Source organism: Lolliginicoccus lacisalsi, assembly GCF_014841105.1.
In the GTDB taxonomy this organism is placed as follows: Bacteria; Actinomycetota; Actinomycetes; order Mycobacteriales; family Mycobacteriaceae; genus Lolliginicoccus; species Lolliginicoccus lacisalsi.
In genome coordinates this window covers 244,896-266,781 of sequence record NZ_JACYWE010000001.1, presented here as the reverse complement: position 1 = coordinate 266,781, position 21,886 = coordinate 244,896, and the positions used below count along the sequence as shown (strand labels likewise).

23 protein-coding genes are annotated in these 21,886 nt (G+C 67.0%); 13 read left to right on the top strand and 10 right to left on the bottom strand.

Annotation, left to right across the window (positions count from 1 at the left end):
- Positions 1-215: 215 nt before the first annotated feature.
- From HT102_RS01245 to HT102_RS01225, 5 genes are all read left to right on the top strand, one after another.
- On the top strand, positions 216-1,688 hold the full coding sequence (locus tag HT102_RS01245) for a wax ester/triacylglycerol synthase domain-containing protein (protein WP_192037592.1): 1,473 nt from the start codon (positions 216-218) through the stop codon (positions 1,686-1,688).
- A 28-nt stretch (positions 1,689-1,716) separates the two neighbouring features.
- Positions 1,717-2,340, top strand: coding sequence for a hypothetical protein (locus HT102_RS01240; protein WP_192037591.1), 624 nt, complete (start codon positions 1,717-1,719; stop codon positions 2,338-2,340).
- A gap of 231 nt (positions 2,341-2,571) precedes the next feature.
- Positions 2,572-3,411 carry an oxidoreductase gene (locus HT102_RS01235; protein WP_192037590.1) on the top strand — a complete coding sequence of 280 codons (840 nt, stop codon included), beginning with the start codon at positions 2,572-2,574 and terminating at the stop codon, positions 3,409-3,411.
- Positions 3,412-3,508: 97 nt separating this feature from the next.
- Positions 3,509-4,756, top strand: a complete 1,248-nt coding sequence (locus HT102_RS01230) for a saccharopine dehydrogenase family protein (protein ID WP_192037589.1) — start codon at positions 3,509-3,511, stop codon at positions 4,754-4,756.
- A gap of 166 nt (positions 4,757-4,922) precedes the next feature.
- A complete protein-coding gene (locus HT102_RS01225) occupies positions 4,923-5,948 on the top strand; it encodes a hypothetical protein (RefSeq protein WP_192037588.1) in 1,026 nt (341 codons plus the stop codon).
- 129 nt (positions 5,949-6,077) lie between these two features.
- Here the strand turns inward: HT102_RS01225 and HT102_RS01220 are convergent, their stop codons facing one another.
- The 5 genes from HT102_RS01220 to HT102_RS01200 form a co-directional block, all read right to left on the bottom strand.
- Positions 6,078-6,869: a hypothetical protein gene (locus HT102_RS01220; protein ID WP_192037587.1), complete on the bottom strand. Its 792-nt coding sequence runs from the start codon at positions 6,867-6,869 to the stop codon at positions 6,078-6,080.
- Complete coding sequence (locus HT102_RS01215) at positions 6,866-9,202, bottom strand: TPR repeat region-containing protein (RefSeq protein WP_192037586.1); 2,337 nt, start codon at positions 9,200-9,202, stop codon at positions 6,866-6,868. The genes HT102_RS01220 and HT102_RS01215 overlap by 4 nt, the downstream gene beginning before the upstream one ends.
- Positions 9,199-9,528 carry a hypothetical protein gene (locus HT102_RS01210; protein WP_192037585.1) on the bottom strand — a complete coding sequence of 110 codons (330 nt, stop codon included), beginning with the start codon at positions 9,526-9,528 and terminating at the stop codon, positions 9,199-9,201. Before HT102_RS01210 ends, HT102_RS01215 begins: the two co-directional genes overlap by 4 nt.
- Positions 9,529-9,820: 292 nt before the next feature.
- On the bottom strand, positions 9,821-10,303 hold the full coding sequence (locus HT102_RS01205; RefSeq protein ID WP_192037584.1) for a DUF2231 domain-containing protein: 483 nt from the start codon (positions 10,301-10,303) through the stop codon (positions 9,821-9,823).
- Positions 10,304-10,325: 22 nt separating this feature from the next.
- Positions 10,326-10,919, bottom strand: coding sequence for a TetR/AcrR family transcriptional regulator (locus HT102_RS01200; protein ID WP_192037583.1), 594 nt, complete (start codon positions 10,917-10,919; stop codon positions 10,326-10,328).
- Between the two features lie 209 nt (positions 10,920-11,128).
- On the opposite strand from HT102_RS01200, the gene HT102_RS01195 reads away from it, so the two are divergent.
- The 4 genes from HT102_RS01195 to HT102_RS01180 all read left to right on the top strand — a co-directional run bounded on the left by HT102_RS01195 (position 11,129) and on the right by HT102_RS01180 (position 16,048).
- Positions 11,129-12,388, top strand: coding sequence for an acyl-CoA dehydrogenase family protein (locus HT102_RS01195; protein WP_192037582.1), 1,260 nt, complete (start codon positions 11,129-11,131; stop codon positions 12,386-12,388).
- Positions 12,385-12,861, top strand: coding sequence for a PaaI family thioesterase (locus tag HT102_RS01190; protein ID WP_192037581.1), 477 nt, complete (start codon positions 12,385-12,387; stop codon positions 12,859-12,861). Before HT102_RS01195 ends, HT102_RS01190 begins: the two co-directional genes overlap by 4 nt.
- A gap of 56 nt (positions 12,862-12,917) precedes the next feature.
- Complete coding sequence (locus HT102_RS01185) at positions 12,918-14,441, top strand: aldehyde dehydrogenase family protein (RefSeq protein ID WP_192037580.1); 1,524 nt, start codon at positions 12,918-12,920, stop codon at positions 14,439-14,441.
- Between the two features lie 71 nt (positions 14,442-14,512).
- A complete protein-coding gene (locus tag HT102_RS01180) occupies positions 14,513-16,048 on the top strand; it encodes an acyl-CoA synthetase (protein WP_225443103.1) in 1,536 nt (511 codons plus the stop codon).
- A 62-nt stretch (positions 16,049-16,110) separates the two neighbouring features.
- On the opposite strand, the gene HT102_RS01175 is transcribed toward HT102_RS01180, so the two are convergent.
- The gene (locus HT102_RS01175) at positions 16,111-16,893 is read right to left on the bottom strand and encodes a TauD/TfdA family dioxygenase (protein WP_192037579.1); all 783 of its coding nucleotides are present in this window, start codon (positions 16,891-16,893) and stop codon (positions 16,111-16,113) included.
- 36 nt (positions 16,894-16,929) lie between these two features.
- The gene (locus tag HT102_RS01170) at positions 16,930-17,997 is read right to left on the bottom strand and encodes an alkene reductase (RefSeq protein ID WP_192037578.1); all 1,068 of its coding nucleotides are present in this window, start codon (positions 17,995-17,997) and stop codon (positions 16,930-16,932) included.
- A gap of 100 nt (positions 17,998-18,097) precedes the next feature.
- Between HT102_RS01170 and HT102_RS01165 the strand changes: the two genes are divergently transcribed.
- From HT102_RS01165 to HT102_RS01150, 4 genes are all read left to right on the top strand, one after another.
- Positions 18,098-18,514, top strand: coding sequence for a MarR family winged helix-turn-helix transcriptional regulator (locus HT102_RS01165; RefSeq protein WP_192037577.1), 417 nt, complete (start codon positions 18,098-18,100; stop codon positions 18,512-18,514).
- A 138-nt stretch (positions 18,515-18,652) separates the two neighbouring features.
- A complete protein-coding gene (locus HT102_RS01160; RefSeq protein ID WP_192037576.1) occupies positions 18,653-18,982 on the top strand; it encodes a hydrogenase maturation nickel metallochaperone HypA/HybF in 330 nt (109 codons plus the stop codon).
- 3 nt (positions 18,983-18,985) lie between these two features.
- On the top strand, positions 18,986-19,825 hold the full coding sequence (gene hypB / locus HT102_RS01155; protein ID WP_192037575.1) for a hydrogenase nickel incorporation protein HypB: 840 nt from the start codon (positions 18,986-18,988) through the stop codon (positions 19,823-19,825).
- 12 nt (positions 19,826-19,837) lie between these two features.
- Complete coding sequence (locus HT102_RS01150; protein WP_192037574.1) at positions 19,838-20,296, top strand: cupin domain-containing protein; 459 nt, start codon at positions 19,838-19,840, stop codon at positions 20,294-20,296.
- Here HT102_RS01150 and HT102_RS01145 read toward each other — a convergent pair.
- The 3 genes from HT102_RS01145 to HT102_RS01135 all read right to left on the bottom strand — a co-directional run bounded on the left by HT102_RS01145 (position 20,230) and on the right by HT102_RS01135 (position 21,834).
- Entirely contained in the window at positions 20,230-20,517 is a 288-nt protein-coding gene (locus HT102_RS01145; protein ID WP_192037573.1) for a hypothetical protein, read from the bottom strand. The genes HT102_RS01150 and HT102_RS01145 overlap by 67 nt on opposite strands.
- Positions 20,518-20,522: 5 nt before the next feature.
- Entirely contained in the window at positions 20,523-20,936 is a 414-nt protein-coding gene (locus tag HT102_RS01140) for a hypothetical protein (protein ID WP_192037572.1), read from the bottom strand.
- A 76-nt stretch (positions 20,937-21,012) separates the two neighbouring features.
- Complete coding sequence (locus HT102_RS01135; protein WP_192037571.1) at positions 21,013-21,834, bottom strand: siderophore-interacting protein; 822 nt, start codon at positions 21,832-21,834, stop codon at positions 21,013-21,015.
- Positions 21,835-21,886: the final 52 nt, after the last annotated feature.

The window sequence follows — 21,886 nt, the reverse complement described above, 5'->3', positions numbered from 1 at the left end:
AAAACCTCGCTCACACGCCCCGGATGCATAGCTGTGACCTGCCATACTTTACATGGCCCCATGTGGTCCACAACCTGCGCGTACGATAATCGCGCGCTCCGGCGCGCAGGTTCCGCTCCGGCGCGCAGGTTCTTTGCACGATGTCGTGAACTAGGGCTCCAGTGCTCGCGCCGCCGTGTGCTTGGATGGACCGGAGCCAGCCGAAGGGAGCCAGAATGGAACGGATCGACGGCATCGGGGCACTGTTCTATTACCTGTTCGGCGAGTCGTTCCGTCGCGCCGTCGTTGCCATGTACGCCTTCGATGCCCGCGCCGCCGCGACCGCCCCCGCCACGCGCGACGAGCTCGCGGAGCACGTCATGAACCGCATCGGCGACGAGCCGCTGCTGCATCAGCGGCTCGCGCCCACACCGCTCAAGCTCGACAATCCCGCCTGGGTCGCTGACACGATTAAGCCCGGCAGGGACCGTGTCACGTCGCGGACCGTGCAGGGCGCGGGCACCTGGGCCGACACCATCGCCACCCTCGAAGCCATCGCCGCCGAGCCCGATGCCGGCGAGGTCCCGCTCGAGGTGATCCTGCTCGAGGGTGTCAACGCCATGCCCGAGCTACCGCAGGGCTCCATCGTGATCGTGCTGCGCACCGACCATGCGGCGATGGACGGCACCGCCCGAGCCGCGATCGAGCGCAAGCTCTTCTCCTCCCAGCCGCAGGACTGGCGCGCCCAGGAGCCGGTGGCGCAATACCGGGCGCGCCGCTCCCTGCTGCCGCAGCCCATTCTCCTGAGCGCGCTCGCCGGGCTGGTGCCTCGGCTGGCCACCACCGTCCAGCTCGTCCGCCAGGCCAACCGCATCGTCGACCCCGCAGCAGGGCTGGAGGCGGAAGCGGGCGCCACCGAGCCCAGTGCCCCCGTGGAGCCCAGTGCCCCCGTGGAGCCGCGGCCCGAGCAGGCGCCTGTGCGCACGTCCATCGACACCGATCCCGACGAGCCACAGCGAGTCCACGAGTTCCTGACCGTGCCGCTCGCCACCGTGGCCGCGGCCCGCCGCGCGGTGGCCGGAGCGACCGTCAACGATGTCGTCGTCGCCGCCGTCACCACTGCCCTGCGCGCCTACCTCGTGGAGAACGGCGAGCTTCCCGACGAGCCGCTGCAATGCTTCATCCCTATCGCCGTGCCTGCCGCCGCCGGACGCACCGCAGGCAACAACATCACCCGCGGCACGATCCCCCTGTGGACCACCGCCAGCGACCCCATCGAATGCCTCCGGCTCACCCACCGCACGACGAGCGAGGTCAAGAACAACGTCGGCACGGGTCGCCAGTTCCTGCTCGAGCAGGCCGCGCTCACCATGTTCGCGCCGCTTGCCGCGCGCCAGCACCGCAAGGACACCAAGGAGGGTCGTTCCGCGAACGTCGCGATCACCAATACGTTCCGCGGCAAGCACCCCCTCTACCTCGGCGATGCGCCCGCCGTGCGCACCCAGATCGTGTCCCGCCTCAACCGCGGAGCGCCGCTCACCCACCAGGTGACCAACCTCAACGACGAGCTCATGGTGTCGATCTCCGCTGGCGCGAGCTCGCTGCCCGACCCGCGCCGCTACCGCCAGCTCCTCCACGATGCGTTCACCGAGCTCGCGAAGAGCCGCGAAGCCCCGTCCGATGACGCCGGAACGGTAACCGTGAGCTAGGAATGGTGGGACCGCCTACCCTGGGCCCGTGGAAGCTCGCCCCGTGGAACACCTCTGGTACGTCGCCTACGGCTCGAACCTTGTCGCTGATCGGTTCGCCGCCTACCTCAACGGCTCGAGCGCGACCAGCATCTACGGGCCCCACCGGCCAGCGCCCACGACCGTTCCGCCGCTCGATACCCGGTGCCTCTGGCTCGACCACGCCCTCTACTTCGCTGGCCACTCGCAGCGCTGGACGGGGGCCGTGGCTTTCGTTGATCCCGCGCCGGCACCGAGGGGGCAGGGCAGCTGCGGGCGCGGCTACCTCATCCAGCTCGACCATTTCACCCACGTCGCGGCGGAGGAGAACGGGGCGACCGGCTGCTCCTGGACGCCGGACTGGGCCATCATCATCATGCGCGTTGGCGACTGCGCGGCCTTGCCCGTCCACTCCCACGGCGAGCCCTGGCGCGGCAAGTACAACGTCGCCCTCCGGCTGCCCGACATCGACGGCACCCCTGCCCTCACCCTCACCACAGCGCGCGACCTCGGCGTGGGGCAGCCCAGCACCGCCTACCTGCAGCTGATCGAGAACGGCGTCCGCGATAGCAGGCTGTTCGCTGATGAGGAGATCGCGGCGTACCTCGACGGGGCGCTGCGACGCTCGCGGTGAGCGCAACCGCTGGCCTCGCCGCGACGACCCCTCGTTCATCCTCGTCGCGGCAAGAGCACCGGCATGCACCGCGCTTTTCGGCGGTGTCGACAGATATGGACGCACCGCGCGCGCACCAGGTTCCACATGGGGCTGTGATGTGGACCACTGCTCGACCGCGAACTGGTGTTAACTGGACCGAGGACGGAGAACCCAGCCCGGGTCCCGCTCACGCCCGAGCAAGGAGAACCCATGACCGTTGTGCTCATCACTGGCTGCTCGAGCGGGATCGGGGCAGCCACCGCCGCTGACCTGGCCGCCCATGGCCACACCGTCTATGCCACAGCGAGGCGGCCGGAAACCCTGCGCGACCTCGCCAGCAAGGGGTGCCGCACCCTGGCGCTCGATGTCACCGACGAGCAATCCATGGCCGCCGCGGTCGCCAAGGTCGAGAGCGACGAGGGCTCGGTCGAAGTACTGGTGAACAACGCTGGCTACTCGCAATCGGGCGCCGTCGAGACCATACCGCTCGACAACATCCGCAAGCAGTTCGAGACGAACGTCTTCGGCCTCATCCGGATGAGCCAGCTCGTCCTGCCCGGGATGCGCGAAGCTGGCCGGGGGCGGATTATCAACATCGGCTCCATGGGCGGCAAGCTGACCTTCCCCGGCGGCGGCATCTATCACGCGACGAAGCACGCGGTCGAGGCGATCTCCGATGCGATGAGGTTCGAGGTCCAAGGATTCGGTGTCCAGGTCGTCCTGATCGAGCCCGGACTGATCACCACAGAGTTCGCGGGCACCGCGGTCGGCTCGGTGCAGGGCCTCGAGGACGGGCCATACGGTGACTTCAACGCGCGCGTCGGCGAGGCGACTGCTGAGGTCTACGCGAGCCGAGTCGGCAAGCTCGCCGGGGGCGGGCCAGATTCCGTGGCCAAGGTCATCCGCAAGGCGATCGAGCGAAAGCGCCCCAGGGCCCGCTACACCGTCACTCCCAGCGCCAGCCTGGCCATCCTGCAGCGGCGGATCACCCCGGACAAGCTCTGGGACCTCGCGATGCGCGCCCAGTTCCCGGTCCCCGGCACGAAATGATCACCAGGGGTGGGCACGCGCCCGGGGTTCCGGTAGAAAGGCACCACAGCGGCCGCCCCGTCACCTGCTCGACAGCCAACCCGAGAAGGACTCATCGATGACCCACCCGGACCATGACCTCGTGGTGTTTGGCGCCACCAGCTTCGTCGGCACGATCATGACCCAGTACCTCGCCAACCACTTCGCCAGCCAGCCCGAGCCGGTCCGGTGGGCCATTGCTGGCCGGTCGCGAGCAAAGCTCGAGGCCGTCAGGCGGTCGCTCGGCGCAGCAGGCGAGTCCGTGCCCATCATCCTCGCCGACGCCACGAACGAGGACGAGCTGCGCGCGCTCTGCGCCCAGGCGCGGGTCGTGGTCTCGACCGTGGGACCGTACGCCCTCTACGGCGAGCCACTGCTCAAGGCATGCGCGGAAACAGGCACCGACTATGGCGACCTCACCGGCGAGACGCAATGGATCAAGCGGATGATCGACAAGCACGAGCCCACGGCTCAACGGACCGGCGCGCGCCTCGTCCACTGCTGCGGCTTCGACTCAGTGCCCTCCGACATGGGCGTCTATTTCCTGCAGCAACAGGCGCTCGAGCGATGGGGCGCTCCCGCCACGCACGTCACGATGCGGGTCAAGGCGCTCAAGGGCGGCGCATCCGGCGGGACCATCGCTAGCATGATCAACATCGTCGAGGAAGCGGCCGCCGATCCCGCATTGCGCAAGGCACTGACCAACCCCTACTACCTGTGCCCGCCGGAGCATGGCTTCACCGCGCGGCAGCACTGGGTCAAGTCCGCCGAGTTCGACCCCGCCTTCGACGCCTGGGCTGCACCCTTCGTCATGGCAGCGGTCAACGAGCGCGTCGTGCACCGCTCCAACGCGCTATCCGGCAAGGCCTACGGCCACCAGTTCACCTACAACGAGGGCATGCTGACCGGAACCGGCATCCGAGGCCGTGCCGCTGCGCTCGCGCTCGTGGCCGGGCTCGGCGCATTCATGGCCAGCGCCGCCATCAAGCCCACGCGAAGCCTCCTGCAGCGGTACGTGCTGCCCAAGCCCGGCGAGGGACCCAGCCCCGAGGCGCAGGCAGCCGGACGCTACGACATCCGCTTCATCGGCCGCAATGACAACGGCGAGATGCTGCGGGTCACCGTCACCGGCGAGGGCGACCCCGGCTACGGATCCAGCAGCAAGATACTCGGCCAGGCCGCCACCAGCCTCGCCCTCGACCACGCCAAGGACGGCGCCAAGACCGGACGGCCAGGCGGCTCCTGGACACCCGCCACCATGTTCGACGAACGATTCATCGAACGCCTCACCCGCCACGCCGGCATGCGGTTCGAGGTGACGGGTTGAACGAGCGGGCGCGGCTGCCCCCAGGCAGTGAATCGGCTGCCGAGCCCGTTTCCCGAGCTTCGTAGCCAACCACCGGGGAACGGCGCGACCCGCGTGGGCCTTTCGGCTCCGGCACACGAGAACAAGGACCCTGTCCGAGTCCGAGCCGCACCACCATGATGAGGTCATGGGAAGTTCTCAGGACAGCGGACTGCAATGGCCGATCTCCGTGCGGCTCGACACGATCGCCGCCATGCTGAATTTCGAGATCCACAATCATCCGGTCTACCAGGGCATCGAGGTCCAGTACTTCGACGACGCCGAGCACGGCACCGGGATCCTCGTGCTGATGAGCCGGCGCGAGAACGGCAAGGTCGACGTGTATCACCAAGCCGGACTAAGCATCGATCGCATGGCATATGGCATCGGTGCGGGACTCGGTGAATGGAGGACCACCAAGATCGAACCAGCCGTGCTCGACGTAACCGACACGGGGGTTCGCGCGCGCATCGCGCTACGAGACACGACAGGGCGATCGATCGAGATCTCGGTCGACGACCGGGGTGGCAAGCCGCAGCGCTCGGCAGAGTTCCTGGCTCCGGTCGGAGCTGCCATCGAGCAACCAACGGCATTGATGCTCGTCTGGATGCGCCGGTTCAATCTTGTCCGCCGTACCAGCATTGACCCAGTGGTGCGCATAGACGGCGTCCCCGTGACGCTGGGCCGGCTGCCCGGAGCTTGGCTGCACCGCCGTCACTTGATCAAGTATGCGTCGGGCCTGTGGGTAGTCAACGTCAATCCCCCGGACAGCGACGGACGGCGTGAAGCGGGACGACCCGAAGCCGCGCACGCGCGCCTGCACTTCTCGGCCGAGCCACCCGCCCCAGGAACGCTCTCGCACGGGGACGAACGCAAAGGGAAGTGGTCCCTCTCCATCGGTGAGCACGCCGACGTCATATCGGGCGAATGGGTCTGCACCGGTGGCGAGGTTGCGACACTCACCCTCACTGTGACGCGTGGGTGGCGGCCGCGAGGACTCCCGCCGTTGATGCGTGTAGTGACCACCGTGCTGCCCGTCTTCCGGCGCTGGCCGACAACATATCTCTGGGAAGCGCGCGTTGACCTCCGCGGCACACCGGAAGTAGCCGCGGAATGGCGGCGGACCAAGCGCGCCGGCGAGAGCCTCTACACCCGGGTCACCAGCTCGCGCTGACCCGCAGTCCGGCGCCGGTTCGCCTGCTGCTTGCGGAATCTGCTGGTCAATGTCATCAACGACGGCGCGTGTCGCGGCGTGTCACGCGACATTGACTAGCAAATGTCCAGGTGCCTTCCTTCGCTGTGCTCACCAGCCGGGGGTTGGCGGCGCGATGGGTGGGTTTGGTCCTGGCGGGGGCCGGTGCTCGGGGTCGCGCGAGGAGTACTGGGGCCAGTAAGGGCGGTCGGGGTCGCGGTCGCGGGTGTTGTACCAGGTGGTGCAGTGGTCGAAGTCGCCTGATTGGAAGAGGTCGATGGCGCGCCAGCCGTCGAAGGCGTTCCAGGTGGGGGCGCGCCGGCCGGTGGGTGCTGGTGGAGGTGCCGGCGGGTCGGTGGTGTCGCGGGCGAGGGTGAGCTTCCTGGTGGTGACGCGGGTTATCGATGACCGCAACCAGCGGAAACTACGGCCCTCATCGGCAGATGTCGCGAGATAGCTGTCGTCGACGCAGTACTCGGCAGAGAGCTCGTTGCCGTTCCATTCGAGCTTGTAGATGTGGTAGTCGGTGGTGCCGGCCCAGCGACGCTGTTCAACACCACTGTGAAGCGTGCGCAGTCGGTCGACCGGGCGCAATTGGTCGTTGAAGTCGCGCCAGAACTCGTCGAGGCCTGGGTAGGAAAGCTGCTCGCCGACGAAACCGGCCACTGCAATGGCCTCATCGGTGGCGCGGACGATGGTGGCCTCGGGGGAGAGCAGGTCGATACCGTCGGCTGCGGTCCAGGCAAAGGTGACATCGCCGACCTCGTCGATGGGGAAGGCGTAATCATCGGTTGCTACGGACGTCGAAGTGGCCGGGTCGCTGGGGCCGGTGGTGGTGCAGCCGGCGAGCAGGAGGGCGGGCGCCAGCGCGAAGGCGGCTATGCGTCGTCGGAACGTTGTCATGATTGGTCCCAATCTCCTCGGGCGAGGCGAGTGTAGTGCTCGTTGCTCACGGGCTTCGCGTCGGCGCGGATGGTCGCGTCCTCGGTCCCGTACTCGTAGCGGTTCAGGACGTGTCCAAGCCCATGCTGGTGGAGCGCCTCGGCGAGGTCGCTGCGAAGCTGCTGAGGCTGACTGGGATGCTCCGCTTGCGCAACAACCTCCCCCACGGTCGCGGGCCGTGGTTCGCCCGTGTGGTCGATCAACGCCTCGGGGTACTGGTCGAGGGGCAGTCCGGAGGCGATGGCGATGGCCTGCAACTGCTGCAAAGTGACGGCGCGGTCCTCCGCTCCAAAGTCAGCGTTGCGGCTGAACGTCTCGTAGTCGACCAATCCGTCGGGGGTGGTGTAGTCGCCGAACACGGCGGTGAGCAATCCCGCGACGGGCGCGCCGACCGTGGGGAGCGCGCCGACGGTGCCCGCGATAACACTGGTCGTGCCCTGGCGGGTGGCCTTGGCGTGGTCGTCGACTTCGCGAGCGTAGGCCTCGCGGTGCCCCTGTTCGGCGGTGAGCGCGGATTCGAGGTACGTCGACAGCCGTCCATTGGCGGAGCCGAGGACTTGCGCTTCCGCGCCGCCGAGGTGGGGCACGGAGCTCGCGTTCATCACTTGCTGGATGTCGACATTCGCGGCGAGTGCTTCCGCGGCTTTCCCGTCGGTACTGATCAGCGTCATGAAGCGAACGCTGTCGCCCGGGGCGATGTATTGGATCTCGTCGAGACCGGACAGGCTGTGGTGCATCCCGCCGAGCGCGTTCATGTAGGGCGCGGAGGATGCGACGAGCTGCTGGGCGAGAGCGGGGTTCTGCTGGCCGAGGGAGCCGCGGCTGGTGCTCATCAGCTCCTGGAAGTTGTTGCCTCCGCTGCCGGTGGCGGTTGTGGTGGTGATCTCGATGAGGTCGGTGAAGCCGTGTTGCCCGCGCGTGCGGATGCCGGGATCGTCGCTGAGGGCGTCGGTGCCGATCCATTCGAGCATGGCTGTGATGGGCTGCGGATCCTCCCAGTGGCGCGTCATGAGGGGGATGACCGTGGCGTCGCGGTCGTAGCCCTCGATGGCGTGGCCGTCGCTGGTCGTTCCGGCGAGCAGCGCGGCCGACGCGTCGGGGTTGCGCGTAGCGACACCGAGGAGGTCCTCGAGCGCGGTGCTGTAGTGCTCGTCGCGCTCGCTGGCGAAGTAGGTGTCGAGGCCGAGCCCGGTCATGCTGGGCGAGGATCGGTGATCCCGTGCTTCCCTGGCTTCGAGTTCAAGGTTGGCTGCCTGGCGCCCAAGCTCGATGCCGAGAAGCTCGCCCGGTGGCAGGGAAGGATCGGAGCTGGCAAGGAGCGACGCGAAATCCGCCATCTCGCGTGGTGCCGGGCCTTGCCCCTCCGCATTGGCGTCGGGCCCATCGCCGTAGCGGTCGCCGAGGAGAGCGCGGATATCGGCGGGCAGGTTGTCGTACCCACCTGTTGAGCCGGGGGCACTGCCGATGTTCTCGTTGGACACGATCAGTAGGGCATTGGCAAGGGCTTTGATATTCGCTGCGCTATCGGGTGTTGCTTGCGCGGCGAAGGAATCGTGAAGGCGCATGATGCCGTCGAGGCCCGCGGTGCCAACGAGCTCACCGAGGTACTCGCAAGTCGATTCGGGCACGTCGGTGACCGTGCCGCCCTCGGCGAGCACGCGGATCTGCTCGGCGCTGAGCCCGGCTGTCCGCAGTTCCTGGCCGATGCGAGCGAGATCGCTGTCGGTCAGTTCCCGCTCGCTGCCGAGCAGTTGCCCAGCCTCCCGGCCCTGCTTCGCGGACAGTCCCTCTCCCTCGGGCGCATGTTCCCGCAGGACCGCCGTGATGTCGTTGATCGCGCGAGCGGTTCGGGAGTCGATGCGGTCGAACTCATCGATGAAGCTTGCCAGGCGTCCCTGCAACGTGGCTGCCTCGTTGGCCGTGGCGGAATCCGCGGACGTAGGAACCATGACCGTCCAGTCCTCCGTGACCGTGAGGCCCTGCGCCTCCGCCCCGATGAGCAGGGATCGGACTTCGCTGACCAGGGGAGCGAGCGCATTCATGGCGGCGGTGCACTCGAGCGCGAAGTCCTCCAGCGCGAACGCGACCTGCTTGTTCCGCCCATGCTCGCGCTGCCCACGCTCCTCGGCAGCGTCACGGGCAGCGCCCGTCCACTCGATCGCCTCGCTGGTGAACGTGCGCATCAATGAGTTGCTCTCCTCGAGGATTGTGCTGGCCAGACGGCTCGCGCGGTTCTCGCCCAACGCCAGCACCGCGGGCCAGGTCTGCTCCCACTGGGAACGCGTCGGCCTCATCCCGCCTCCTCGATACCCGCGATGTCCGCGGCCAGAGCGGCGTCCGCGCCAGCCATATCGTTCCAGGTAAACCGCGCCACCTGAGCCAGATCGAGAGCGCGATCCGACATGTGGGCCAGCGCCCCGGACAATGCGGTCGAGAAGTGGGTCAGCGCACGAGCAGTATCGGAAGCAGGCAACGCGGCCGCGACCTCGTCGGTAACCTTCGCAGCGTTGTGGCCGCCGATCTCGCTCGCGAACGCCTCGAGGGCGCCGATCAGTTCAGTGACCGCCGCCGGAGTGATCCACAGACCGCCCGGCGCGCCAAGAACAGGGGGCTGAGTCATGCGCGGATTCCTCCCGGTCGTGGACTGTCCATGCATGAATAGATGCATTGGAGCGCTGCCAGGTTCCACCGTGTGAGCTAGCGCACAGTTCTAGGGTTGAGTGCCTGCGCGGGGGCCGCTGGACTGCCGAGCCGCGCGGCCGCCGAGCCGCGCGGCCGCCGAGCCGCGGAGCCGCCGAGCCGCGGAGCCGCGATCGTGAAGATCTGGCCACGCTGGATGTGGCTAGGCTTTCACGATCGGCCGGCCAATCGAGGGTCGCCCACGCCACCCCGGCCGGGCTAGCCGCTAATCGTCAGGGCCCGGTCACCGCGGGGCCGAGGGATAGTGTCGTCCCGCCCCACACGGCTCGCGCTCCCGAGTCGCCGATGCGGTAGGTCTGGTAGCAGGCGGCTATGCCCACGACGATGGTTATCGCGGCGACCGCGATCGGGATGGCGGCGTTGAGCTTGCGTTGCTTTCCGAGCATGTAAACGGCGGTGACCAGTGCGGATACGAGGACGAGGGAGGCCGAGACGTAGATCATCGTTTCGCCGAGTTCTTTGTGCTCGGCGATCAGCTCGGGCGGGAATACTTCGGCGAGGGCATTGCCTGCGCTGGTTGTCAGGGGGGTCAGGATGAGGATCACCAGTGATAGCGGCAGGAGGGTGACGACGAAGCGTTCGCGCGCCGCGGGCCAGACGGCGCAAGTGATGAGCAGGAGCGCTAGCGCGGGTGGCAGCACCACCAGGAAGTGAACGAGGAGGGGATGTGCGGGCAGTCCGTTGAATGTCGACACGGTTCGATCCTAGTTTCCTTGTTCACGCCCCATCTGTTGATCTCGCGGGCTGGCCGGTTCGCGTTGCTGCGAGGAGGATCTCCACGCAGTGGTCGATGATCTCTTGGCGACTGGCCTTGAGCTGGCCGGAGAGCCATGAGAGGAAGATTGCGCCGAGGCTGCCGGCGAGCCCGGTGGCGATCAGTGCGCGCTTGGTGCGGCCGAGTTCGTGGGGGATCTGCTGGAGGACCAGCTTGGTGAATCGGGGGACGGTGGCGATGCTGAGGCCGTTCAGCGCGGGTTCCGATAGTGGTTCGACGAGGAGCAGCCGACCTTTGCGGGGGTCGTCGATGGTGAGCCTGACGAATTCCTCGACAGCTGCGCGGATCTGCTCGTCTTCTCGCGCGGTTCCTGGAACTGCTGTGACGAGCGCGTCGTGCGCTTCCGCGGCGACTTGCTCGTAGAGCTCGACGAGCAGGGCGTCCCGGTTGGGGAAGTTCTCGTAGAAGTATCGATCGGTGAGTCCGGAGGCTCGGCACAGCGAGCGCACCGTCACGGCCGCGCAGCCGTTCTCGCCGATCAGGTCGAGGGCGGTGTCCATGAGCGCGCCACGGCGGAAGGCGCGTCGTTCTGCCATGGTCGTGCCGCCCCACGTTCGCGGCGGCGTCGCCGGGGTCTCGTTTCGCGCGGTCAACGCCAGCTCCCTTCTTGAGCGCAGCCTCTCATGCTAGCGGCGTACCGTTGCTGTGGTGCACGTCACATCATGGCCAGATTGACGACAGGTGTCCTCAATCCTACTGTGAGGACAGGCGTCATCAATAGTTTGCGCTGGACAGAGAGGCCCGCATGTACGAGTGGTCCGAGACTGACCGTCTGATCATCGATTCCGTTCGAGGCTTCATGGACGCTGAGGTCCGGCCCCATCGCGATGGGCTCGAATCGGGCGAGATATCGCCGTATCCCATCCTGCGCACGATGATGAAGACGTTCGCCATCGACCAGATGGCGAGCGAAATGCTGCAGAAGATCCTTGCCAAAGAAGAAGCGAGGGAAAAAGCGATCGCCGCGGGCGAGGAGCCCCCGCCCAGCAAGAAGGGCATTGGTGGCCTCGGTGGCCAGGAAACGATGGCAATCATCCTCACCAAGGAGTTATGCGCCGCCTGCATGGGATTGTTCGTCACGTGGGGCGTGCACATGGGGCTCGGCGTCGCCACCATCATGAAGGAAGGCACCTTGGCGCAGAAGAAGCGGTGGCTGCCCGATCTCGTGACCTTCGACAAGCTCGCGGCCTGGGCCATCACCGAGCCAGAGTCGGGGTCCGACGCATTCGGCGGGATGAAGTCCTACGTCAAGCGCGACGGGGACGATTACATCCTCAATGGGCAGAAGACGTTCATCACCAATGGTCCCGAGGCTGACGTCGTCATCGTGTACGCGAAGCTCGACGACGGCGATCCGTCGATCGCCAAGCGGGATCGCAAGGTGCTCGGCTTTGTCCTCGACCGCGGTATGGAGGGATTCGCCCAGGGCAAGCCCTTCAAGAAGATGGGCATCAATTCCTCCCATACTGGTGAGCTGTTCTTCGACAATGTGCGTCTTGGCCGCGACCGGCTCCTGGGCGAGACCGAGGAGCGCCGCGGCACGGGAGATGGTCGCGACAGCGCGCGCGAAGGCTTTGTCGTCGAGCGCATGGGTGTTGCGGCGATGGCCCTTGGCGTCATCGAGGAATGCCAGCGCATCTGCCTGGACTATGCGAGGTCGCGCGAGCTGTGGGGCCAGCCGATCGGCGACTTCCAGCTCATCCAGCTCAAGATCGCGAACATGGAGATCGCGCGGATCAACGTGGAGAACATGGTCTTCCGTGGTATCGAGATGGGGCGGGACGGGAAGCTGCCCACCCTGGCGGAGGCATCGGCGATCAAGGCGTACTCGTCGCAAGCTGTCACTGAAGTCGCGATGGAGGCCGTGCAACTGCTCGGTGGCAATGGCTACATGCGCGAGTACGCGGTCGAGCAGATGGCCCGTGACGCGAAGTCGCTCATGATCTACGCGGGGAGCAATGAAGTGCAGATCACCCACATCGCGAAAGGCTTGCTCAGGAAATGACCGGAACCAATGAGGCCCCGCCCTTTGCTGACATCATCAACGGCACGCTCGAGCTCGCCATCCCGATCGCCCACAAGATGGGCCTCAAGGCCGTCGAGGTCCGTCGGGGATTCGCCGCGACCACGGTTCCAGCAGAAGGAAACGGCAACCATTTCGGCGTGATGTACTCGGGCGTGCTGTTCACCGTGGCCGAGATCCTCGGTGGCGCGATCGCCGTCGCGTCATTCGACAACTCACGGTTCTACCCACTGGTCAAGGATATGCAGATTGCCTTCAAGCGGCCAGCCAAGACCGAGGTGCGGGCGGAGGCATCGCTCGACGACGCTGAGATCGAGCGGATCGCTGAGCAAGCAGCGGCGAATGGCAAATCCGATTTTGTGCTCAATGCAACGATCACCGATACGGACGGCACGATCGTGGCGACGACGAGAGGGCTCTACCAGCTGCGCGCGCACAGCAAGCAGGGAATGTGACGCAGCTCGGCCCGCGAGCAATACCGCCAATCATGAAAGGCAGCGAGATGACCGCGATGGATGAACGCACGAACCGAACGGCACAGCAACGCATCGAGGTCACCTCGCCGGTCGACGGCAGGGTCGTGGGATCGCTCGATGCGCATTCGGCCGCGGACGTCGCCAGCATTGCGTCGCGATTGCGCGCCAGCCAGCCCGAATGGGAGGCGCTCGGCACCAAAGGACGGGTCGAATGCGTGCGCAAGTACCGCGACTGGCTATTCGACCACAATGACGAGATCAGCGATCTCCTGCGCCAGGAGACGGGGAAATCCGAGCATGACGCCCGGCTGGAGCTTCCCTTCTCGATCGACAACCTCAACTACTACGCCAACAACGCGGCCAAGTTCCTCGCGCCGGAGAAACCCTCGCCCGCGTCGGCGCTCACCAGGACGAGGAGGCTGGAAACGGTCTACAAGCCGTACCAGCTCGTGGGTGTGATCAGCCCCTGGAACTTCCCGATCGCGCTGTCGATGTTCGATGCGATACCGGCTCTCCTGGCGGGTGCCGCGGTGGTGGTGAAGCCGTCCACAGTGACCCCGCTCGCTGTGCATCGCATGATCGAGGGCTGGGCCGAGATCGGTGCCCCCGATGTGCTCGCCTGCGCGGTGGGATCCGGCGGCGTGGGAACCGCGGTCGTCGACAACGTCGACTACGTGCAGTTCACGGGATCGACCGAGACCGGGATCTCGGTGGGCAAGCGGGCGGCGGAACGGCTGATCCCGTGCGGCCTCGAGCTCGGCGGGAAGGACCCGGCAATCGTCCTGGCCGATGCCGACATCGACCTGACAGCACAGGGCATCGCGTTCTGGGGGCTCGTCAACTCCGGCCAGATGTGCACCTCGGTCGAACGGATCTACGTCGAGGAGGCGATCTATCCCGAGTTCGTGGAGGCGCTCACCAAGGTGGTCGGTGGCTTGCGCCAGGGCGGGGAAGCTGGCTTCGACACGGACATCGGCGCCATGGCCACCGAGTCGCAGGTCACGATCGTGCAGGAACACCTCGACGACGCGGTCGCCAAGGGCGCGACCGTGACCGTCGGCGGCACGATCTCGGGACACTTCATCGCCCCGGCAGTCCTGTCGAACGTCGACCATTCGATGCGCGTGATGAACGAGGAGACGTTCGGCCCCGTCCTTCCGGTGATGCGCGTGGCCGATGCGGACGAAGCGGTCCGGCTGGCCAACGACTCGCCGTTCGGCCTGTCAGCGAGCGTATGGACCGGTGACGCCGACCGCGGACGCAGGATCGGCGGCAGGATCGAAGCGGGCTCCGTAGTCATCAATGACGGCTCGGCCCACCTCATCTGCTTCCCTGTCCCCCAGAGCGGGTGGAAGACCTCGGGCATAGGCGGAAGGTTCGGCGGCGCCGAGGGCATCCGGAAATACACCAGGACGCAAGCCTTTGTCAGCCACCGCGTCGAGCTTGCCGCCCTGTCCAAACTGCTGTGGTACCCGTATTCGGCGACGAAATCCAGGACGATCATGCGCACGATGCGATTCCTGGGTGCCGGCGATCTGCGAAGGAAGCTGGGAAAGTGATCAATCCGATCAGCAAGGGCAAGGAGGCGGCGCTGCGCGCGGGCGCCGAGCTCAACTACTCGCGCTACGCTATGCGCAGCGGCGTCCTCGGCGTGATGTCGCCCGTGGCGCTAGCGAACAGCGGCCTCGCCATCGCGCGGTGGGGACTCATCGGCGGCGCGGTCGGTGTCGCCGCTGCGCGCTGGGGCGACAAGACAGCGGTTGTCGACGAGCGTGGCGAGCTCACCTTCGCGGAACTGCACAAGCGGTCCAACGCGCTCGCCAACGCCTGGCTCGCTCGTGGCCTCCAGCCAGGGGAAGGCGTAGCGATCCTCGCGCGGAATCATCGCGGGTTCCTCGATGCGCTGCTCGCGGCAGCCAAGTGCGGCGCCCGGATCATCCTGCTCAACCCCGACTTCGCCGGGCCGCAGATCCGCGACGTCGCCACCCGCGAGGGCACCGACCTGCTCGTCTACGACGACGAGTACGCCACGATGCTCGACGGTGTCACGCCTCCGCGAGGCGCGTTCCGCGCCTGGAGCGAGGATCCGGGCCAGCATTCCATCGAGGCCCTGATGGCGTCCGCGCCCTCCACCGCGCCGCCCCGCCCCGGCGCGCACGCGAAGATCATCCTGCTGACCAGCGGCACGACCGGCACGCCCAAGGGAGCGCCCCGCCCTGACCCGATGTCGCTCGCGCCGATCGGCGGCATCACCAGCCGCGTCCCGTTCAGCACCAACGGCACCATCGAGGTGTGCGCGCCGATGTTCCACACTCTCGGGTTCGCGCACGCGCTGCTCGCGATCGGCATGGGATCGACGATGGTGCTACGCCGCCGCTTCTCTCCGCAAGCGACCCTGGAGAGCATCCAGCGCAATCGCAGCACCGGCATGATCGTGGCTCCCGTGATGCTCAGCCGCATGCTCGAGCATGGGGTCTCACGCTATGACCTGTCGTCGCTGCGCATCATCTTCGTCGCCGGCGCGCAGCTCGGTGCCGATCTCTGCAAGCGCGCGATGGAGGCGTTCGGTCCCGTCCTCTACAACATGTATGGCTCGACCGAGGTCGCCTATGCGACCGTCGCGACGCCGGAGGACCTCGCGGCCGAGCCCGGTTGCGTCGGCAAGCCGGTCGCCGGGAGCGTCGTCAGGATCTATGACGATGACGACAAGCCCGCGCCCGCTGGCGTGACGGGCCGGATCTTCGTGGGCAACACCGTGCAGTTCGAGGGGTATACGGGCGGTGGGACCAAGGCGTCGGTCGATGGGCTGATGGCCACCGGCGACGTCGGGCATTTCGACGCTGGCGGGCGGCTCTTCATCGATGGCCGCGACGACGACATGATCGTCTCGGGCGGGGAGAACGTATTCCCGGGCGAGGTCGAGGAGCTGCTGGCCTCGCATCCGTCGGTCGTCGAGGCCTCGGTGCTCGGGGTGCCGGACGAGGAGTACGGCGCGCGCCTGAAGGCGTTCGTGGTCACGCGCGAGACCCTTGATGAGGACACCGTGAAGCAGTACGTCAAGCAGAACCTCGCCCGGTACAAGGTCCCGCGCGAGGTGGCGTTCGTCGATGAGCTGCCGCGCAACCCGTCGGGGAAGGTGCTCAAGCGCGTGCTGCGCGAGATGTGAGAACCCCGCCGATCGTGAAGATCCAGCCACGCCGGACGTGGCTCGATCTTCACGATCGGTCGTCAGGAGGAGGCGCGGGCGAGGCGGGCGCGCGAGCCTGCCGGGGTGGCGCGCAGGCCGTGGAGCACGCGACTGTTGTCGACGAGGATGATGTCGCCCGCGGACCAGGAATGCGTGATGTAGGCGGGGGATCGCCGCAACTCGTCATCGATGCGCCGCAGCGCCTCGGCGGAGTCTCCGTCGGTGAGCCCGCGGAGCCGGGTCTGCCACGGGCCCGGTGCCGCTGGCGGCAGGATGATGTTGAGCGCCTGCCCGGTGGGCGTGCTGGTGTAGGCGGGTAGTTCGAACCATCCCTCGGGGAGATGGGGGAACGGCCGCCGGTCGAGAACCCGGTACTCGAGGGGGTGGGTGTCGAGCAGGTCGCGCAGGTCGTGGCTGAGGGCAGGCAGCGCGGCGACGGTGTCGACGAGCTCGAGAGCGCTGTCGTGGGTGCCTGGCTCGACGCTAGTCGCGGTGAAGGCAATGAAGCTCGGTGGCCGTCCGATCAGTGCGCCATCGCGGTGCAGCGGCAGCGCGGGAATGCCAGGGGATGGCTGGTCATGGCTGGGCGCGGGCGGCGCGGCTGCGGCAAGCAGGTCGGCGAGGCGCGCGGTGCTGGCCCCGCTCATGCTGGAAAGCGCGTCGAGCATGGCCTGGGGAACACCGGTGCGTGGTCCCGTCCGGCGGATGAGTGCTGTGCCTCGATCCCGCAGCGCTGCCCGTGCCTCGTCGAGGAACGTGGCGGTGCTCTGCTCTGTCGGTTCGGCTGGCAGGGCGATCTCGGGCAGCGCTGCGGGACGTGGCATGAGATGTCCTCCTCGGGAAGGGGCTTGGGGAACCGGCTAGCTAGCGTCGTCGATGGTGGGGTAGTCGATGTATCCGGTGGCGTCGCCGCCGTAGAAGGTGCTGCTGTCGCCGGGCGCGAGGGGCGCGCCGGTCTTGAGGCGGTGCACGAGGTCGGGGTTGGAGATCGCATCAGTGGCGATGGGATAGACATCGGCGAGGTCGTCGGCGAGGTCCCGGTCGATGGAGTCGTAGTCTCGTCCGGCGCGGACGAGCAGCAGCGGTGTGGTGAGCATCGCACGGATCTCGCGGAGGAAATCGTCGTCGCCGAAGTAGAACAGGTGGATGTAGGCGAGGCCGAGGGTGTCGAGCTCGCGCAGCAGGTAGCGGTAGGTGTCCTTGTAGCCGGGGCCCTCGTCGAGGCCGTTGAAGCTGACGGCGGGGGAGAGCCGGATGCCGGTGCGGTCGGCGCCGATGCGCTGGGCGACGAGCTTGGTGGTCTCGAGGGTGAAGCGTGCCCGGTTCTCGATGGAGCCGCCGTACTGGTCGGTGCGCTGGTTGGCGGATTCGTTGAGGAACTGCCAGGGCAGGTAGCCGTTCGCTCCGTGGATCTCTACTCCGTCGGCGCCGGCGGTGATGGCGTTCTCGGCTGCCTGGGCGAACTCTTCCTCGATGCCGGGGATCTCCTCGGTGGCCAGCGCCCGCGGGGTTGGGGCGGGCTGCATGCCGGTGGGGGTGAACATGTCGTGCCCGGCGGCGATGGCGGATGGGGCGACGGGCTGGCCACCGGTGGGGTGGTTGTCGGGGTGGGCGACGCGGCCGACGTGCATGAGCTGGATGAACAGTTGGCTTCCGGCCTCGTGGACGGCATCGGCGATCTTGCGCCAGCCGGCGATGTGCGACTCGGTGTAGATGCCGGGGGTGTAGGGGTAGCCCTGGCCGTCGTCGGATGGCTGGGTGCCTTCGGTGATGAGCAGGCCGAGGGTGGCGCGCTGCCGGTAGTACTCGACCATGAGTCCGTTGGGGGAGCCGTCGGTGTCGGCGCGGGAGCGGGTCATGGGCGCGAGCGCGAGGCGGTGATCGAGGCGGATTTGTCCGAGCGTGAAGGGGTCCCACATTCCGGCCATGGTCTAGCTCCTCAATAGTTGATGGAATCAATGAAACTGGATCAAGCATGGCAGCGGATACTTGATGGTGTCAACTATTGTGGACCGATACGATAGATCCATGACCGCCCACCACCGCGTCGCCGAGGCGCGCGAGCTCGGCTTCAAGCTGCTCGACGTCACCAAGCGCATGAGCGAGGACTTCGACGCCATCGCCGTCTCGCTCGGCCTGACCCCGCTGCAGGCGCGGACCGTGCTCGAGATGGACGCGCCCTCGCCGATGCGCGCGCTCGCGGAATCCATGGGCTGCGATGCCTCCAACGTCACCGGCCTCGCCGACAGGCTCGAGCGGCTCGGCATCGTCGAGCGCGTCCCCGGCGCTGATCGGCGCGTCAAGCTGCTCGCCCTCACCGACCGCGGCGCCGAGCTGCGCGAGGAACTCGCCCGGATGGTCGCCGAAGGGTCCACGGTCATGGCACGCCTCGATCGCAGCGAGCGCGCCGCCCTCGAGCAACTCCTCGACAAGCTGCTGGGCTGAGCCCGCCGATCGTGAAGATCCAGCCACACCGGACGTGGCCAGATCTTCACGATCGGTCGCTATGAGGAAGGCCCCCCAAACTGTTGTCCACGTCACACTCGGAGGCTTAGTCTGGAGAAGACCATTCCGAGGTGCGTGATGCATGAGCTGGCGATCACGGAGAGCATTGTCGATGCGGTGTGCGAGCATGCCGCCGGTCGACGGGTGCGCTCGGTGCAGGTGGAGATCGGCGCGCTGTGCGCCGTGGTTCCTGATGCCATGCACTTCTGCTTCGACCTCGCGACGGCGGGCACGATCGCGGATGGTGCGGCGCTCGATCTCGACATCATCACGGCCCGGGCTCGCTGCAAGGCCTGCGATCGCGAGTTCGTGCTCGTGGACATGATTCTCCTGTGCGATTGCGGCAGCGCCGATGTGGACGTGATCACCGGTCGCGAGATGTGCATCAAATCGATGAAGGTGGGATAGGCGATGTGCTCTACCTGCGGATGTGGCGAGACGGACGGTCCCCGGGTGTCGACGCCGGGACACGAGCACCACTATCACCACTCCCACGAGCACAGCCACTCGCACGACCACAGCCACTCCCATGAGCACAGCCACTCCCATGAGCACAGCCATGCGCATGAGCACACCCACACCCACGAGCACGTGGAGACGATCACGCTCGAGCAGAAGGTGCTCGCGAAGAATGACCTCATCGCGATGGAGAACCGGCACTGGCTGCACGCTCATGGCATCGTCGCGGTGAATCTCATGAGCTCGCCGGGCGCGGGGAAGACGACCCTGCTGGAGAAGACGATCCGTGAGTTCCGCGCCGAGCGGCCCGTCGCTGTGATCGAGGGCGATCAGGAGACCTTGCTCGATGCCGATCGGATCGCCGCGACGGGAGCCCCCGTGGTGCAGGTGAACACCGGCGCCGGGTGCCACCTCGACGCGTCGATGCTGCGGTCCGCGCTCGATGAGCTCCAGCCCGCCGATGGCACGTTGTTGCTGATCGAGAATGTCGGCAATCTGGTCTGTCCGGCCCTGTTCGACCTCGGCGAGCAGTTGAAGGTCGTGATCATCTCCACGACCGAGGGTTCCGACAAGCCGCTGAAGTACCCGCACATCTTCGCCGCCGCGGACCTAGTGATCGTCAACAAGACGGATCTGCTTCCGTACGTCGATTTCGACGTCGAGAAGTGCTCGGCGTACGCGCGGTCGGTGAACCCGGACGTCCGGATCATCGCGCTCTCCGCGTGGACGGGCGAGGGCATGGAGCAGTGGCGGTCCGAGCTGAATGCGTTGTCGCTGGAAACCACGGGTTGAAAGGCCAGGATCATGAAATTCTCGACTCGCGCTGCCTCCCTAGCTGCAGGGGCCGCGCTCGCATTGACCGCGTTCGGCGGTGTTGCTGGAGCCTCGCCCTCATCCGGGGTCGAGAGCCAGGAGGTGGGGGCCTTCGAGGTGCCGTTCAGCGTGTGGGGTGGCATGGGGAACACCACGGGCTTCTCGTTCCGCATGATCGAGATCGATCCGGGCGGCTACACCGGGTGGCACTGGCACGAGATGCCCGTGTATGGCTACGTGGCGAGCGGCACGTTGACACGGATCTACAGCGATTGCGCGGAGCGGGTTGATCCGATGGGATCGTTGATCGAGGAGGTGCCGGGCGAGGGAGCCTCGCACGTGGGGATCAATCGGGGTGACGATCCCTTGGTCCTGTATGTCCTCTACGCCTCTGCGGATGGTGGGCCAACCACGATCAGCGTCGACGATCCGGGGTGCGGCGTCGAGTAGCGGATGCTAGCCGCGGCCACGCTCGCGATGGCGTCGTTGAAGGCCTGCTCATCGGTGGTCGTGGCGGGGGTGGCGCCGAGCTTCTGGGCGAGCGCGGTGAATGCCTCGATCTGCTCGACCACGGAGAGTCCCGTGAGCGGCATGCCGATGGTCGGCGCGATCCCGGCGATGGTGGATTCGATCTCCGCGGCATACCAGAGGGTCTCGCGGTCGAAGGTCATGTCGATCAGCAGGTCTGGCTGAGCGCGGCGTACTTCTCGATATTGAACTCTCCCCAGGTGGTGCCTAGGACGGTCATGGTGGAGGGATCGATGTTGCCGGTCTGGTAGTCGAGCGGGTCAGGCAGGTCGGCGTAGATTCCGGCGCCCTTGTAGTTGTTGTCCCAGAGCGCTGCGGCAACACTGCTCTGCGCGACCACTGTCCCTGGGTACCTGTCGAGCGTGATCGTGATGCCCCGGGCAACGGTGTAGGTGAAGGCCTCGCCGCTCGCGGAGGTGCGTGCGCTGGTGGAGCATGCGGTGAGGGCGGGGCAACCGAGCGCTTGATTGGGTTCGATGACACCGCACGAGGCGAGGGGGAGAGGCTCGAGTCGGCAGAGTTGTGCGGCACGCTCCCGGCAGTGCAGAACTAGCGCGTCCATTTCGTGGACTCGGGCATCGGGAACAGCATCGACATCGCAGGCTTCGAGCTGGTCCTTGACGATATCGAGCAGAACTTCATCGCGCCGGCCGAGTGAGGATCCCCGTCTCTGCCTCGACCTCACGGATCCAGGCGGCCTTGACCGACCGCCACTGCTCGTCGGTGTGGCCACGTCGCCAATAGGGCGAGCAGGACAGGTGCTCGGGCTCGACGATGGCGTCACCGAGCAGCACGCGCCGCACCGCGCGGGTGGCGGCTGCCTCACCATGGACGAAGGCGCTCACCGTCCCGGCGGGGCGAGGGAGCGCCTGCACCGCCGCTGCCAGCAGGTTGTCGTGATCCTCGTGCCGGCCCGCGCGGTGCACCCAGGTGATTCCGAGGTCGCCTGGCGAGCGCAATGGGATCTCTCCCGCTGCGTCCTCCACCTCGGCGACAACGGTGACGGGGCGGCCGGCGGGAACAGCTTCAGCGGCAACGGCGATCGCCGGCAGGGCGCTCTCGTCACCAACGAAGAGGTAGGAGTCGGCGTCCGCGTGCGGGCTGTAGCCGCCTCCTGGTCCCCGGAACTGCAAGAGGTCACCGGGCTTGGCGTGGATCGCCCACCGGCCCGCATGCCCGATGTCGCCGTGGACCGCGAAATCGAGGGCCAGCTCGCGGCGTTCCGCGTCCCATGATCGCACGGTGATCCGGCGCGGGAACGGGCGCAGCTCGCGGGGATGGCTCCGCACCTCGGCTTCGTCGAACGGCACCGCGTACGGTGCGCCTCCAGGGAGGAAGAATGCGTTGATGTAGCTATCCGAGTACGGGGACGGGACGAAATCGTCGAGCCCGTCGCCACCGAGCGTGACCCGCACGAGTTGAGGGGAAAGCCGCGTTGTCGAGATGACCTCTCCGTGCATGAAAGCTCCTTCGCTGATCGCGCCCGGGGCCTGGCCGGACCGCCGTACATTA